The 13,663-nt window shown below is 65.5% G+C and carries 14 protein-coding genes; 6 read left to right on the top strand and 8 right to left on the bottom strand.

The window, feature by feature from the left end:
* Window positions 1–15: 15 nt before the first annotated feature.
* Complete coding sequence (locus tag ACODSP_RS09975) at window positions 16–675, bottom strand: S24 family peptidase (protein WP_488965450.1); 660 nt, start codon at window positions 673–675, stop codon at window positions 16–18.
* Window positions 676–799: 124 nt separating this feature from the next.
* Between ACODSP_RS09975 and ACODSP_RS09970 the strand changes: the two genes are divergently transcribed.
* The 5 genes from ACODSP_RS09970 to ACODSP_RS09950 all read left to right on the top strand — a co-directional run bounded on the left by ACODSP_RS09970 (window position 800) and on the right by ACODSP_RS09950 (window position 4,411).
* Window positions 800–1,192, top strand: a complete 393-nt coding sequence (locus ACODSP_RS09970) for a hypothetical protein (protein ID WP_488965449.1) — start codon at window positions 800–802, stop codon at window positions 1,190–1,192.
* The gene (locus ACODSP_RS09965) at window positions 1,189–1,845 is read left to right on the top strand and encodes a hypothetical protein (protein WP_488965448.1); all 657 of its coding nucleotides are present in this window, start codon (window positions 1,189–1,191) and stop codon (window positions 1,843–1,845) included. The genes ACODSP_RS09970 and ACODSP_RS09965 overlap by 4 nt, the downstream gene beginning before the upstream one ends.
* Window positions 1,846–1,848: 3 nt before the next feature.
* Complete coding sequence (locus ACODSP_RS09960) at window positions 1,849–3,351, top strand: portal protein (protein WP_488965447.1); 1,503 nt, start codon at window positions 1,849–1,851, stop codon at window positions 3,349–3,351.
* Window positions 3,344–3,610, top strand: a complete 267-nt coding sequence (locus ACODSP_RS09955) for a Bbp19 family protein (protein WP_488965446.1) — start codon at window positions 3,344–3,346, stop codon at window positions 3,608–3,610. The genes ACODSP_RS09960 and ACODSP_RS09955 overlap by 8 nt, the downstream gene beginning before the upstream one ends.
* A 99-nt stretch (window positions 3,611–3,709) precedes the next feature.
* On the top strand, window positions 3,710–4,411 hold the full coding sequence (locus ACODSP_RS09950) for a capsid assembly protein (protein ID WP_488965445.1): 702 nt from the start codon (window positions 3,710–3,712) through the stop codon (window positions 4,409–4,411).
* On the opposite strand, the gene ACODSP_RS09945 is transcribed toward ACODSP_RS09950, so the two are convergent.
* Window positions 4,412–4,828, bottom strand: a complete 417-nt coding sequence (locus tag ACODSP_RS09945; RefSeq protein WP_488965444.1) for a VOC family protein — start codon at window positions 4,826–4,828, stop codon at window positions 4,412–4,414.
* 171 nt (window positions 4,829–4,999) lie between these two features.
* Here ACODSP_RS09945 and ACODSP_RS09940 point away from each other — a divergent pair, with 171 nt between their 5' ends.
* The gene (locus ACODSP_RS09940; protein ID WP_488965443.1) at window positions 5,000–6,397 is read left to right on the top strand and encodes an NAD(P)H-dependent flavin oxidoreductase; all 1,398 of its coding nucleotides are present in this window, start codon (window positions 5,000–5,002) and stop codon (window positions 6,395–6,397) included.
* Window positions 6,398–6,486: 89 nt separating this feature from the next.
* Here ACODSP_RS09940 and ACODSP_RS09935 read toward each other — a convergent pair whose 3' ends face one another.
* From ACODSP_RS09935 to ACODSP_RS09910, 6 genes are all read right to left on the bottom strand, one after another.
* On the bottom strand, window positions 6,487–8,187 hold the full coding sequence (locus tag ACODSP_RS09935; RefSeq protein ID WP_488965442.1) for an ABC transporter permease: 1,701 nt from the start codon (window positions 8,185–8,187) through the stop codon (window positions 6,487–6,489).
* 152 nt (window positions 8,188–8,339) lie between these two features.
* Entirely contained in the window at window positions 8,340–9,200 is an 861-nt protein-coding gene (gene mepA / locus ACODSP_RS09930) for a penicillin-insensitive murein endopeptidase (protein WP_488965441.1), read from the bottom strand.
* Entirely contained in the window at window positions 9,188–9,859 is a 672-nt protein-coding gene (gene mepK, locus ACODSP_RS09925; RefSeq protein ID WP_488965440.1) for a peptidoglycan L,D-endopeptidase MepK, read from the bottom strand. The genes mepA and mepK overlap by 13 nt, the downstream gene beginning before the upstream one ends.
* Before the next feature lie 196 nt (window positions 9,860–10,055).
* Window positions 10,056–11,762 carry a L,D-transpeptidase family protein gene (locus ACODSP_RS09920; protein ID WP_488965439.1) on the bottom strand — a complete coding sequence of 569 codons (1,707 nt, stop codon included), beginning with the start codon at window positions 11,760–11,762 and terminating at the stop codon, window positions 10,056–10,058.
* A 149-nt stretch (window positions 11,763–11,911) separates the two neighbouring features.
* Window positions 11,912–12,397, bottom strand: a complete 486-nt coding sequence (locus ACODSP_RS09915; protein ID WP_488965438.1) for a nuclear transport factor 2 family protein — start codon at window positions 12,395–12,397, stop codon at window positions 11,912–11,914.
* A 35-nt stretch (window positions 12,398–12,432) separates the two neighbouring features.
* On the bottom strand, window positions 12,433–13,305 hold the full coding sequence (locus ACODSP_RS09910) for a 3-hydroxybutyryl-CoA dehydrogenase (RefSeq protein WP_444732683.1): 873 nt from the start codon (window positions 13,303–13,305) through the stop codon (window positions 12,433–12,435).
* Window positions 13,306–13,663: the final 358 nt, after the last annotated feature.

The following is a 13,663-nucleotide window of genomic DNA, read 5'->3' as shown; positions in this document are numbered from 1 at the left end:
AAAAGCCGCCGCCTACTACTGGCTGGCCCACATGATGCGGGCGATCCAGGACACGTCCGCCATGGCCAGCGACCGGTCGGGATGCGCGCGGTTGAGCGAGACCAGCTCCAGCCGGTTGGCCGTCTGGCGGGCCAGCTGCTTGGCCATCACCTCACCATCCCGGGTGCGGACCACGACCCGGTCCCCCCGGCGGACAGATGCGGCAGGCGAGATGATGATGATGTCGCCGTCACGATAGACGGGTTCCATGCTGTCGCCCGACACTTCCAGCGCATAGGCATGGTCGTCTGTAACATGCGGAAATTCCAGCTCGTCCCAGCCATTGCCGGCGGGATAACCGGCATCGTCGAAATAGCCGTCATTGCCCGCCTGGGCATAGCCGATGACCGGCACACGGCGCAGGGAGGCCGCAGCGGCGGCCGTGGGTGCATCGCCGGAACCCGCGCCCTCTCCCGTCATGCCCACGAAGTCAGTGAAGCTGCTGGCCGTCGCTTCCAGCACCTTGGCGATGCTTTCCGTGGAGGGCCAGCGCAGCTTGCCATCCGGCGTCATGCGCTTGGACTTGTTGAAGGTGGTCGGGTCCAAACCGCCGCGCTTGGCAAGTCCGGAAGCGGAGAGGCCATGTCGCTGCGCCAGCCGATCGATGGCCCGCCATATGTCTGCATGCTTGAGCATGGGAGTCTTATCCCAGAAACGACCAACCCTGTCCCTAGGATAATTTTCATTTATCCCTTGACATAGGAATTATTACATGTCGTTTTAGGGTAAATATTCCTCACCCTTCCTGGGAGCCCCTGACATGACGGCACAACCCCTTTCCCGCAGCCCTGGCCCGCACCCGCGTGCCACGCGCATTCCACCTCCCCCGCCCACCACTCCCTTCGACAGCGCGGAAGAGGCGTGGTTCTGGTTCATCATGGCCAATGAGGCGCGGCAGGCCGGTGCCCGCATACGGGCCGGCCAGGGTCTGGTGAACCGCCCCTGTGAGCCGCTGGACATCCTGCGCACCCTGGACCGGCTGCACCGTAAGCGCCGTTTGCTGCGTGATCACCTGCTGGTCCTGGCCCATTACGGCCGTCGGCAATGCGCGCCCGATCCGGCATGCCGGCGGGAAATGCGCGATCACACAATCTGGTGCGAGGCCTTTGCCGTCCTGGCCCCGGTCCTGCACGAGAAGGGCATCGTGACATGAGGGGGCCGGCCCTGCTGGTCTTCTGTCATGAGACGGAGATTGCCTGGCTGCGCGGGCTGAAACCCGGCTTCCGGCATGTGTTCGTGGCGCTGCCAGTGCCGGGTGGCTGGATCACCATCGATCCGCTGTCGACCCTGCTGGAGGTGGAATATCACCCGCTGCCGCCCGACACCGATCTGGCCGCCTGGTTCCGCACGCGTGGCCACCGCGTGCTGGAAAGCCCGCTTCATCCGCCCCTGCCCACACAATGGCCGTTCACGCCGCTGACCTGCGTGTCCGTGGCCAAACGCATCCTGGGCATCCGCGCCCCGCTGATCCTGACGCCCTGGCAGCTCTACCGCCATCTGGGCGGCGATCCCCCCATTCCCCGGAACATCAGGAAGGAGCCTTCGATCTTGGCCCGTCTCGTCTCCGCCCCCAAACCGCGTGCCGTCACGGTCGCGGCCCCTGCCACAGCTGCGGCCAACACATCTGCGGTCGCCACATCCGCCACCGTCGTCCCCCCGGCCAGTACCGTCACCGGCCATACGGCGGGCGAACAGAGCCTGCTGCGCCGGGCTACGGGCCGGGCGGGCACGGTCCTGACCGGCTGGCGCGGGGTGCTGGCCCCCGGTGCGCTGGCGCCTGCCCGCAAAACCCTGCTGGGGGAATGATCCATGGACAGTCCCCTGCCCCACACCGCCGACAGCCTGAAATCCGATCCGCAGGCCGCCTTCCTTCTGGACCGTTACGCCCGTGCCGCCGCGCTCCGGGCCAATTGGGAACCGCTATGGCGGGAATGTTATGAGCATGCCCTGCCCCAGCATGCGGCCTTCGACAGCGGGGCCACCGCCGGCACCCGGCGCGGCGACCGTCTCTATGATGCCACCGCCGCCGATGCCGTGGATCAGCTGGCGGCCTCCCTGCTGGCGCAGCTGACGCCGCCCTGGTCGCGCTGGATGGGGCTGATGCCCGGCCCGGCGCTGGATGCCGACCTGACCGATGCCCTGGCCCCGCTGCTGCTGGAGGCGTCGGAGGCATTCCATGCCCAAATCGACCGCTCCAACTTCGCGGTGGAGGCGCATCAGGCCTTTCTGGATGTGGTGACGGGTGGAACCGGCTGCCTGCTGGTGGAAGAAGCCGCCCCCGGTGCCCCATCCGCCCTGCGCTTCACCGCCGTCCCCCTGTCCGATCTGGTGCTGGAGGAGGGGGAGGAGGGACGGCTGGACCAGCTTTACCGCCGCCAGCGCCTGACCCTGGCCGAACTGGCGGCCCGCGTGCCCGTGGACCGCATCCCCGACACGGTCAAGCGCGACGGTGCCGCCGACCCCGCCCGCCGCTTCCCCATCATCGAGGCGGTGATGGCCGAAGGGGCCGGCTGGCGCTGGCGTATCGTGCTGGAGGAAGGCGACCCGGTGCTGCTGGCCGATGGCCGCTTTGCCGAAATGCCCTTCATCGCCTTCCGCTGGCTGAAGGCACCGGGCGAAACCTATGGCCGCAGCCCCGTGATGAAGGCCCTGCCCGATATCAAGACCGCCAACAAGGTGGTCGAACTCGTCCTGAAAAACGCCTCCATCGCCGTCACCGGCATCTGGCAGGCTGATGATGACGGGGTGTTGAACCCTGGTTCCATCCGGCTGGTGCCCGGTACCATCATTCCCAAGGCCGTGGGGTCGGCGGGGCTGACGCCGCTGGCCAGTCCGGGGCGGTTCGATGTCAGTCAGCTGGTGCTGGATGATCTGCGCGCCCGCATCCGCCATGCCCTGCTGGCCGACCGGCTGGCCCCCGTTGCGGGGCCGCGCATGACGGCGACGGAGGTGCTGGAGCGGGGGGCGGAGGTGGCGCGGCTGCTGGGCGCCACCTTCGGGCGGCTGCAATCGGAACTGCTGGTGCCGCTAGTGCGGCGCTGCCTGTCGATCCTGCGCCGTCGGGGTCTGGTGCCCGACATCGCCGCCGATGGGCGGCAGGTGCAGATCCGCATCCTATCGCCGCTGGCCCGCGCCCAGGCGCAGCGCGATGCGGAGGCGACGCTGCGCTGGCTGGAAACCGTGTCCAGCCTGGGGCCGGATGCCCTGTCCGTCGTTGACCTGCCGGCATGCGCCCGGTTCCTTGCGGACGCGGCGGGGGTGCCACCGGCGCTGATCCGGTCGCTGCCGGTGGTGGAGGCCACGGATGGCTGATCCTGGCTGGCCCTGGACGGGCATCGATCCCGACCCCGCCCCAGAGGTGGAGGATCGGCTGGCCGCCGCCTGTGCCCGGCTGTTCGCCACCCCGGACGGGCATCTGCTGTTGTCGCACCTGACCCGCACCACCCTGACCACCAGCCCCGGCCCCGACGTGACGGAGGCGCGGCTGCGCCACCTGGAGGGGCAGCGGGCCTTGGTCCTCACCCTGCGCACCCTTGCCGCGCGCGGCGGCCTGGTTTTGGGCGTTACGTGACGCCCTCAAACGCCGGGCGCCGCTCTCCGGCGGCTTGGCTTACGCGACCATGGGGTCGCGGGCCGGCAGTCGCCGGCCTTTACATCAAAGGAACCCATCATGGACGTTACCCAGACCACCGAAACCCCGGCCCGTCCCGACCATGTGCCCGTGAAATTCTGGGACCCGGACGCGGGCACTATCCGGGTCGATGCCCTGCTGAAATCCTATCAGGAGCTGGAGCGTAAATTGTCCACCCCGCCCGACCCGGCGGCGGAGAAGGCCAAGGCGATGTCGTTGCTGGGCGTGCCGGCCAGTGCGACGGATTACGGCATCCGCTGCGACCATGGCCTGTTCGAACCGGACACGGAGATCAATACCCGCCTGCACGGTGCCGGCTACACGCCCGAACAGGCCCAGCTTCTCTATGATCTGGCCGCTGAAAAGCTGCTGCCCCTGTTGCAGGAGATGGCCGAAGGCTATCAGGCCGAGGCAGAGCTGGAAAAGCTGATCGGCCATTTCGGGGGCGAGGAGAAATGGCGCGACCTGTCGGGCCAGATGCTGGCCTGGGGTCAACGCAACCTGCCGGCCCCGCTTTTGTCGGCCCTGTCGGGCACGGCGGATGGGGTGATGGCGCTGCACCGGCTGATGGCTGATGGCGGCGGCGAACCCAAGGTGCTGCGGCCCGGAACCGGTGACGGCGGGGGCGAGGGGATGGGCGACCTCAACCGCATGATCGCCGACCCCCGCTACTGGCGCGACCGCGACCCCGGTTTCATCGCCAAGGTGACCGAAGGGTTCCGCCGGGCGTACGGGGGGTAATCACCCTTTCCACGGATCGTAGGTCCCCAGGTGCCAGAGATGGCCTTCCGGGTCGCGCAGGGTGAAGGCGCGCGACCCGTAGGGCGTCTCGGTGATCCCGCCTTCCAGCGCCTTCTCCCCCGCCGCCGCCGCACGGGCATAGGCAGCGTCGATGTCGGTGATGATGAAACAGTTCAGTGCCGCGCCCGACCCGTCGGGGCCGGGTGCCCGGAACCCGTAAATATCCTCCCGGTCGCTGCCCAGCATGACCATGCCCTGGCCCAGCACCAGCTGGGCATGCACGATGCCCCCGTCCTCGCCCGGCACCACCAGCTGTTCGGTAAAGCCCAGCACACGGCCCAGCCAGGCAATGGCGGCGGGCGCGTCGCGATAGCGCAGACAGGGGGTGACCTGCCCATTACGGTCCTGTTCCGACATGCCTTTGCCCCCGCTGCTATCCTTATGACCTTCCGTTACGTCAACATAATCTGACCCCGCTTGCCACCCCCCTCTTTCGCTCCGATATCTTTTCCTATATGCAGCCCTGGTGAACCCGCGCCTGTGATTGGCGGCGGGGCTGGTACCGGTTGGTCTTTCGGAGGAAGTACGGTGAAGGCGCTGAAGCCCCTGTTCATGTCCGGCAAGGAAGTGCTGCCCCTGGTCGAAGGCGGGAAAGGCATCGCCGTGTCGAACGGGCAAAGTGCGGGCGCCTGGGCCGCGGCCGGCGGCATCGGCACCTTCTCAGGCGTCAATGCCGATACGTATGACGAAGACGGCAATCTGATTACCCAGGTCTACCACACCCGCACCCGCCGTGAACGGCATCACGAGCTGATCGCCTATGGCATCCAGGGCGGTATCGCCCAGGCCCGCATCGCGCATGAAGTGTCGAACGGCAATGGCCGGCTGCATGTGAATGTGCTGTGGGAAATGGGCGGGGCCGAGGAGATCCTGGAAGGCATCCTGGATGGGGCCAAGGGTCTGGTCCATGGCGTGACCTGCGGGGCCGGCATGCCCTACCGCGTGGCGGAAATCGCCGTGCGCCACGGCGTGCATTACTATCCCATCGTCAGTTCGGCCCGCGCCTTCCGCGCCCTGTGGCTGCGCGCCTACAACAAGTTCCCCAGCAATCTGGGCGGCGTGGTCTATGAGGACCCGTGGCTGGCCGGCGGCCATAACGGCCTGTCCAACAGCGAGGACCCGCAGAAGCCGGAAGATCCCTATCCGCGCGTCGCGGCCCTGCGCCAGATGATGAACAGCTTCGGCCTGACCCAAACGCCCATCGTCATGGCCGGTGGTGTCTGGTGGCTGGAGGAATGGGATCACTGGCTGGACAACCCGGAAATCGGCCCGGTCGCGTTCCAGTTCGGCACCCGCCCGCTGCTGACCAAGGAAAGCCCGATTTCGGACGCCTGGAAGCAGAAGCTTCTTACCTTGAAGGCGGGCGACGTCTATCTGAACAAATTCTCCCCCACGGGCTTTTACTCGTCCGCGGTGCGCAACCCCTTCCTGGAAGATCTGCGTCTGCGATCCGAACGGCAGGTGGCCTTCGCGACGGAGCCGGTGGGTGAACTGACCGAAGAATTCGCCATCGGCCCGCGCGGCCGCCCCGTCTATCTGACCGCTGCTGACAAGGCCCATGCCGAGGGTTGGGTGGCAGAGGGATATACCCAGGCGCTGAAGACCCCGGACACGACCATGGTGTTCGTGACGCCCGATAGTGGCCGCGCCATCCTGAAGGACCAGGTGGATTGCATGGGCTGCCTGTCGGCCTGCGCGTTTTCCAACTGGTCGCAGAATGAGGAAGGGACCACGGGCCGCCGCGCCGATCCGCGTTCCTTCTGCATCCAGAAGACCCTGCAGAACATCAGCCATTCTGATGATTGCGAGCATCAGCTGATGTTCGCCGGCCACAATGCCTATCGCTTCGCCCAGGACCCCTGGTACGCCAACGGCTTCGTGCCGACGGTCAAGGAACTGGTGGATCGCATCCTTACGGGTAAGTGAGGGCGGACAACCGGGTGTCGTAGCGCGGATTAGGCGTCAGCCGTAATCCGCGGAAAGCCCGGAACCGTTGCCCCGCGGATTACGCTTCGCTAATCCGCGCTACCCGGTCGGCTTTTCGCGATGGCGCGCGACAGCAGGATGACGGGGATGATGCCGACGGCCACAATGGCCAGCGCCGGGGTGCTGGCCTCTGCCAGCCGTTCGTCGCTGGCCAGGGTATAGACACGCACGGCCAGCGTATCGAAATTGAAGGGCCGCACGATCATCGTGGCCGGCAATTCCTTCATGACATCGACAAAGACCAGCAGGGCCGCCGTCAGCAGGCTGCCGCGCATGATGGGGGTATGCACCTTCAGCAATGTCTTGCCCGGCGTCTGGCCCAGGATGCGGGCCGCCTGATCCAGGGTGGGGCGGATTTTGGACAGGCTGGCCTCCACGGTGTTGAAGGACACGGCCAGGAACCGCACCAGATAGGCATAGACGATGGCCACGATGGTGCCCGACAGGATCAAACCCGTCGACACACCGAAATGGCCGCGCATGAACCCGTCCAGGGCATTATCGACATGCGCAGCGGGGATCAGGATGCCCACGGCGATGACGCTGCCCGGCACGGCATAGCCCATGGCCGCCACCCGCGACGCCACCTTCAGCACAGGCGTGGGCCGCAGCCGCAGCCCATAGGCAACCAGCGCGGCCAGCGCCACGGCCAGGACCGAGGTGATGCCGGCCAGCACGAAGGAATTGCCCGCCAATTGCCGGAAACTGTCGGCAAACAGGCTATCCCCCTCCGTCACGGCCATATGCAGCAGCAGGATGACAGGCACCACGAAGCCCAGCAGCAAGGGCAGCAGGCACGCCGCAAGCGCCGCCCCCGCCCGCACGCCCCGCAGCCGGTATGAGGGCAGCACGCGGTAACGACCCGTGGAATGGAAATACCGCGCGCGGCCCCGGCTGGTCCGTTCCATCACCACCAGCGCCATGACGAACAGCATCAGGACAGAGGCCAACTGTGCCGCCGCCACCGGTTCCCCCATGGCGAACCAGGTGCGGTAGATGCCGGTGGTAAAGGTATCGACGGCGAAATATTGCACCGTCCCGAAATCGGCCAGCACCTCCATCATGGAGAGCGCCAGACCGGCGGCGATGGCGGGCCGGGCCAGCGGCAGGGCGACACGCGCAAAGCTACGCCACGCCCCCGCGCCCAAGGTTCGCGCCACCTCCAGCACACAGACCGACTGTTCCAGGAAGGCGGCGCGGGCCAGCAGATAGACATAGGGGTAAAGGACAAAGGACAGGACCGCGATGGCCCCGCCCAGGGAGCGGATGTCGGGGAACCAGTAATCCGCCCGCCGCCAGCCGAACAGCTCGCGCAACGCCGTCTGCACCGGGCCGACGAACTGCAACAGGTCGGTATAGGTATAGGCCATCACATAGGCCGGCACCGCCATGGGCAGCAGCAGCGCCCATTCCAGCCAGCGCTGCCCCGGAAACCGGCACATGGTGACCAGCCAGGCCGTGCCCACCCCGATGATGGACACGCCCACCGCCACCCCGCCGGCCAGCATCAATGTATTGCCGATATAGGTCCACAGGACCGTATTCGCCAGATGCGTCCAGACCCCGTTGGAGGAGACGAAGACCCGGCTGCCCACGATCATCACCGGCAGCGCCACACCCAGCGCAATGGCCAGGACCACAAGGGTCCAGCCGCTGGGCAGGTATCGGCGCCAGGCGGCGGCCGGGGCAGGCAGGGTCGGGACGGGATCGGTCAGGGTGTGCTGGGTCATGTGCTCTTGTCCCACCCCTGCGAACCGCTCGCAATCCCTGACGATGCAGATGCGCCTTTCCGACGCGGCATTGCAGGGTGGCTTGTCAGGGGGAAACTATGCAGGGGGCGCTTGTACGGATCAGGCAAAATGCCCTCCCGCTTTGCCGTCCCTCAATCCGGTTCGGCATAGAGCGCCAGACAGGCGGCGGGCGGCGGGGGTGGAGGCTTTGGTGCGGGCGGCGGGCCGGTCACGGGCGGTGGCGGCTTGAACCAGCTCAGCAATTCCTCGCCACAGCCATCGCCATCGGGCGGCGGCTCCTGCGTCTCGCACTGGCCGGCCCCTGACGGGCAGGCCAGCCGCACATGCAGGTGGGCGGCATGCCCGAACCAGGGCCGAACCTTGTGCAGCCAGGCCTTGTCGCCGGTTTCCCGCTCACACAAAGCCAGCTTGATGGCCGGGTTCACGAAGATGCGGGTGACATTGGGGGCGGCTGCCGCCAGCTTCACCAGACGCGCCTGGGCCGGGCCGAACTGGCTGTTCACGCGCTGGGCCTTGGCATCCGCCATGCTGGCAAAATCCTCCCGCTCCCGCGCTGCCACGGGTAAGCGGCCCAGGTCCAGGGCGAACCAGATATCCACATCCAGCCCCATCTGATGGCTGGCATGGCCCGTCTTCATGCGCCCGCCGCGCGGCATGGACATGTCACCGATGGACAGGATGCCCAGCCCTTCCCGCTCCACCTCTCCGGCCAGGGCCTTCAGATAGGCGGTCAGCTGGGGATGGCCGTAATTGCGATGGCGGGACAGGTTCATGACCTGAAACCCCTGACCATCGGCGGGCAGCGCCTCGGCACCCCGCACACAGCCATTGGCATAGGTGCCAATGGGTTCGGGCGCGCCTTTGCCAGGATTACGTAGGCTCTGCGGGGCGGGGGCGTTGCTGTGCTGATGGGTGTCAGCGGCAAAGACCGGGGCCGTGCCCAGCAGCAGGGCCAGCAGGCCCGGAACAATAGGACGCGTCAGACGCCCCATTGCCGCACGCGGCCCGTATCGACATGCACGAAGCCGGTCTTGCTGTAGATGCCGACGCCACCCATGCGCATGTTCAGCGCTTCCTGGCGGATGCGGCTCAACTGCCGGCCTGCCATGGTGATGTCGATGGCCTTACCTTCCATATGCAGGCTCTTGGTCGCCACACCTTCCGACTTCGACGCCAGCATAGCGTTGGTCTTGGGGCAGCGATAGCCGGAGATCACCTGGAACGGCTCATCGGTGCGCAGGCGCTGACGCAACTGGAACAGCAGGTCCAGCAGCTTGGGATCCATGCTCCCCACCTCGCCCGTGCGCCAGTCGCGCAGCATGTGGTTCACATCTTTCAGGGCCGAGCGGTCGTAGGAACCGTTATTGTAATAGGTGACCCGCAGCTTCTCGCTGGTATGCAGCGACACGAAGGACAACTGCCGACGGGGGGCCGCGACGGAGGCGGCGGCCTCCGCCGGATTGGTGATGATAGCAGGGGCGGCAATCGCGGCACCGGCACCCAGGAACAAGCCACCCAGCCCGCGCAGGAAGCCACGGCGGCCCGTCTCAACACTGGTATCAAGGGCAGAACAGGGAACAGGGGCGGATTCAGGTTGGGTGTCGGGCGTCATACCAATGGTCAGATCGGTCGTGTTCGGCCGTGCCACCATGCCCTAATCCCCCTTCAGCCCCGTCAGGCACCCCCCGCGTCCGTTGCGCCGGGGACACTCTCTTTCCTGATTTCGTCAAATGCCCCCGCGCCACAAGCAGGACACATTTGCACTTCTGGCAGAACGGCATAGGGGGTGCAAGCAGAAATCCACCCTTCCGGCCTATTTCCGGTATATCTCTTCCGTGATCGGGAGATTACGGGGGGCTGTCCTTGGCCCGCCCCGCCGCCGCCCCGCCAGGGGCCAGCCGCGCCTCGGCCTCCACCGCATCCCATTTCACGCGCGACGCACGCATGGCCGTGGCCAGCTTGCGGTCGCGGCCATAGATGTCGGACCGGAAATTCACCGTCCCATCATCCGCCACAAAGGACGTGACATAAGAGATATGGATGGGGATGGGCTTTTTCAGGCGCACGACGGTGCGCTGACCGTTGGCCAAGACCTCATCCACCTTGGCGCGCGGCCAATCGGTGGTGCCGGTCAGACGCAGGATGGTGTCGGCCACGTCGAACGGATGCTCCACCCGGATGCAGCCATGGCTGAAACTGCGGTTGGCGCGGTTGAACAGGTTCTTGGACGGCGTGTCGTGCAGATAGACGTCGAACTCGTTGGGGAACATCATCTTGATGCGGCCCAGGCTGTTCTTATCGCCCGGCACCTGCCGCACGCGGTAGGGCAGGCGGGTCATGTGCGCCCAATCCAGGGTCTTGGGATCGACCGGCACCGCACTTTCCGACCAGTCGGACAGCAGCTCATAGCCCTGCTTGGCCAGATAGGTGGGGTCCTTCTTGGCCTTGGGAAAAATCTCATCCCGCACGATCTTGGTCGGCACATGCCAATAGGGATTGATCTCCAGATAGGACATCTTGCGGGAAAAGACGGGCGTGCGGGTGGAGGTGGTGCCCACCACGACGCGGGCCTCATGCACCACATTGCCCTGATCAAAGATCGACAGGTGGAAGGCCGCCAGGTTCACCAGGATATAGGACGGGCCCATATCGATGGGCATCCAGCGCCAGCGCTCCATATTCATGGCGATCTGGGCCACGCGCTGTTCGGCACTGATATTGAGGGCCAGCAAGGTCTGCTTGCCCAGCACCCCGTCAGGCTCCAGCCCATGCCGGCCCTGGAACTTTTGCAGCGCCGCGATCGTGGCCTCATCAAACAGGGTTGGGTCTTCCGGTGTCGGCGCATCCGCCGCCAGCTCCCCCGTCACCTTCAGCCGGGCGCGCAGGGCTGGCAGCCGTTCGTCATTTCCACCGGGCTTCAGGGAGACATCGGTGACGGGCACGGGATTCCACCCGCCCGCCGCCGCCAGTTCGCGATAAAGCTGCAACGCGCCTTTCAGACGCTGATACTCGGCCCGGCGCGGCGGCAGCTCGGCCAGTTCGACGCCGGGGTCAGGCAGAGTGGCCAGCCGGCTCAACAGTGTCAGGACATCGATCTCACGCTTTTCGACATAAAGCTCGCTGTCGATACTCATGGGGGCCAGCCGGCCCGTGGCCAGATCGCGCCCATAATCCAGCGCCCCATGCGACAGCATCACTTCCAGTTCGGCCAGCGCATCGGGACTGTCGCCACGTTCCAGCAGGGTGGCGATGCGTGCCACGCCATAATCGGCAGGGTTCAGCCCCTCTGACGCCGCCTTTTGCAGGGCCAGCAGCAAGAGCCGCGCCCGGTCCGACGGCTTGCCCTGTTCAATCCAGGCCGGCGCGTAATGCCGCTTTTCATAAAAACGCCCCAGCGTCAGCAGGTCCTGGCTGTCGCGGTCGGTTTCCGGCGTGCCTACGCCGCTGTTCAACCGGTGCTGCAAGGCCGATGTGAAGGTCTTGGCCGGCGATGTGGCCGCAGCCGGAAAGGTCAGCAGCGCGATACCCAGGCAACACAACGCGACTACACGCACCAGTATCTCCGATGAACGCCCGTGACAGGGACAGGATACCATCGGACAGAGGAATTGGGCATAGGAGACAGTACCCTGCCGACGATCGCGGCATGACGGCCCTGCCGATCATCAAGGACAAGCCGGGAGCGCCACCGGCAGAAGCAGCATCAGAACATGGTGTTCTGGTTTGCGGCCTTGGCCGGCACCATCTGTACCACGTCCCAATGCTCGACGATCTTGCCGTCCTTTACGCGGAAAATATCGATCACGGCAGCACCGCGATCATCGCTGCCGTTGGTGGCATGGACATGCAGATAGACCAGATCGCCATCAGTGGCAGACCGCACGATGCGCGCTGCCGATTGCGGATTGGCTTTGAAATATCCGGTGAAGAAGTTGACGAACGGTGCCTTGCCGTCCGGGACCGCCGGATTGTGCTGGATATAGGTATCGCCGATGACAGCGGCGCCCCTGGCGACATCGTGCTTGTTGAACACGGTGTTATAGAAGTCCAGGACCAGCTTGCGGTTTGCTTCTTCCTGGGCCAGATCACGGCCCGCATCACCGGCCATCGCCGGTCCAGCAACGCACAAGGCAAAGGAGCAACTGGCCAGCATGGCGGTCAAAATCAGTGATCGCAGCAGCTTACCCATGATCAGTACCCTTGTGCGTTGCTATCCGCCGATCCTCACCGCGTCGGGCGCGGCGTCGGGCCGGAATAGTCGTAAAAGCCACGGCCAACCTTGCGACCCAGCCAGCCTGCCTCGACATATTTCACCATCAGCGGGCAGGGCCGGTACTTGCTGTCGGCCAGGCCCTCATATAGCACCTGCATGATCGACAGGCAGGTATCCAATCCGATGAAATCCGCCAGTTCCAGCGGCCCCATCGGGTGGTTGGCGCCCAGCTTCATGGCCGTGTCGATGGCCTCCACCCCGCCCACACCCTCATACAGGGTATAGACCGCCTCATTGATCATGGGCAGCAGGATGCGGTTGACGATGAAGGCGGGGAAATCCTCGGCAATGGCCGCCGTCTTGCCCAGCCGGAGGGTCAGGGCCTTGATGGCCTGGAAGGTCGGGTCATCGGTGGCGATGCCCCGGATGATCTCCACCAGTTGCATCACCGGCACCGGGTTCATGAAATGCATGCCGATGAATTTTTCCGGCCGGTCGGTGGCGGCTGCCAGACGGGTGATGGAGATGGAGCTGGTATTGGTCGCCACCATGGCGGTGGGCGACAGGTTGGGGACCAGGGCCTTCAGGATCAGGCGCTTGACGTCTTCCGACTCGGTCGCCGCCTCGATCACCAGATCGCTGTCCTTGAAGATCGACAGTTCGGTGGAGGTGCCGATACGGGCCAGGGCCGCATCCTTTTCGGCATCACTCATCTTGCCCTTGGCGATCTGGCGATCGTAATTTTTGGCGATACCGGCCACAGACTTGGACAGCTGTTCGGCATTGATGTCCGAGATCACCACCGACAGGCCCGCCGCCGCGCAGACCTGCGCGATGCCGCTGCCCATCTGACCCGCCCCGATAACGCCAACCTTCTCGATCATCACAGTCCCCATTCAGGGTTGGAATTCCAACATATGCCAACGGCATGAAATCTTGACCGGTGGTCAATATTTCATGCCCCTCAATCGCCGGCACCCACATGCGTGGGTTTGGCTACGCGCCACGTGGCGCGCGGCGGCGGTCGCCGCCGTACGGGCGGTCAACAATTTTGACCTCCCGCATCCCCCAGTCTTGCATGAAGGCCACGCCTTCGTCCCGGCGACATTTGTCCAATACCGGTTTGGAAAAAACGCGCCGGGGTCTCCCCCGGCGCGCCGCACTCACATCAACCCAGCGCCTCGGTGAGCTCCGGAACGATCTTGAACAGATCGCCGACGATGCCGTAATCGGCGACCTGGA

This window comes from Niveispirillum sp. FG156 (assembly GCF_057809555.1).
Note: the sequence above shows the minus strand (reverse complement) of the source record. Positions and strands in the feature narration are given on the sequence as shown.

Coding starts and splice junctions, on each gene's coding strand:
- ACODSP_RS09975 (WP_488965450.1), bottom strand. CDS start 675: ATGCTCAAGCATGCAGACATATGGCGGGCCATCGATCGGCTGGCGCAG.
- ACODSP_RS09970 (WP_488965449.1), top strand. CDS start 800: ATGACGGCACAACCCCTTTCCCGCAGCCCTGGCCCGCACCCGCGTGCC.
- ACODSP_RS09965 (WP_488965448.1), top strand. CDS start 1,189: ATGAGGGGGCCGGCCCTGCTGGTCTTCTGTCATGAGACGGAGATTGCC.
- ACODSP_RS09960 (WP_488965447.1), top strand. CDS start 1,849: ATGGACAGTCCCCTGCCCCACACCGCCGACAGCCTGAAATCCGATCCG.
- ACODSP_RS09955 (WP_488965446.1), top strand. CDS start 3,344: ATGGCTGATCCTGGCTGGCCCTGGACGGGCATCGATCCCGACCCCGCC.
- ACODSP_RS09950 (WP_488965445.1), top strand. CDS start 3,710: ATGGACGTTACCCAGACCACCGAAACCCCGGCCCGTCCCGACCATGTG.
- ACODSP_RS09945 (WP_488965444.1), bottom strand. CDS start 4,828: ATGTCGGAACAGGACCGTAATGGGCAGGTCACCCCCTGTCTGCGCTAT.
- ACODSP_RS09935 (WP_488965442.1), bottom strand. CDS start 8,187: ATGACCCAGCACACCCTGACCGATCCCGTCCCGACCCTGCCTGCCCCG.
- mepA (WP_488965441.1), bottom strand. CDS start 9,200: ATGGGGCGTCTGACGCGTCCTATTGTTCCGGGCCTGCTGGCCCTGCTG.
- mepK (WP_488965440.1), bottom strand. CDS start 9,859: ATGGTGGCACGGCCGAACACGACCGATCTGACCATTGGTATGACGCCC.
- ACODSP_RS09915 (WP_488965438.1), bottom strand. CDS start 12,397: ATGGGTAAGCTGCTGCGATCACTGATTTTGACCGCCATGCTGGCCAGT.
- ACODSP_RS09910 (WP_444732683.1), bottom strand. CDS start 13,305: ATGATCGAGAAGGTTGGCGTTATCGGGGCGGGTCAGATGGGCAGCGGC.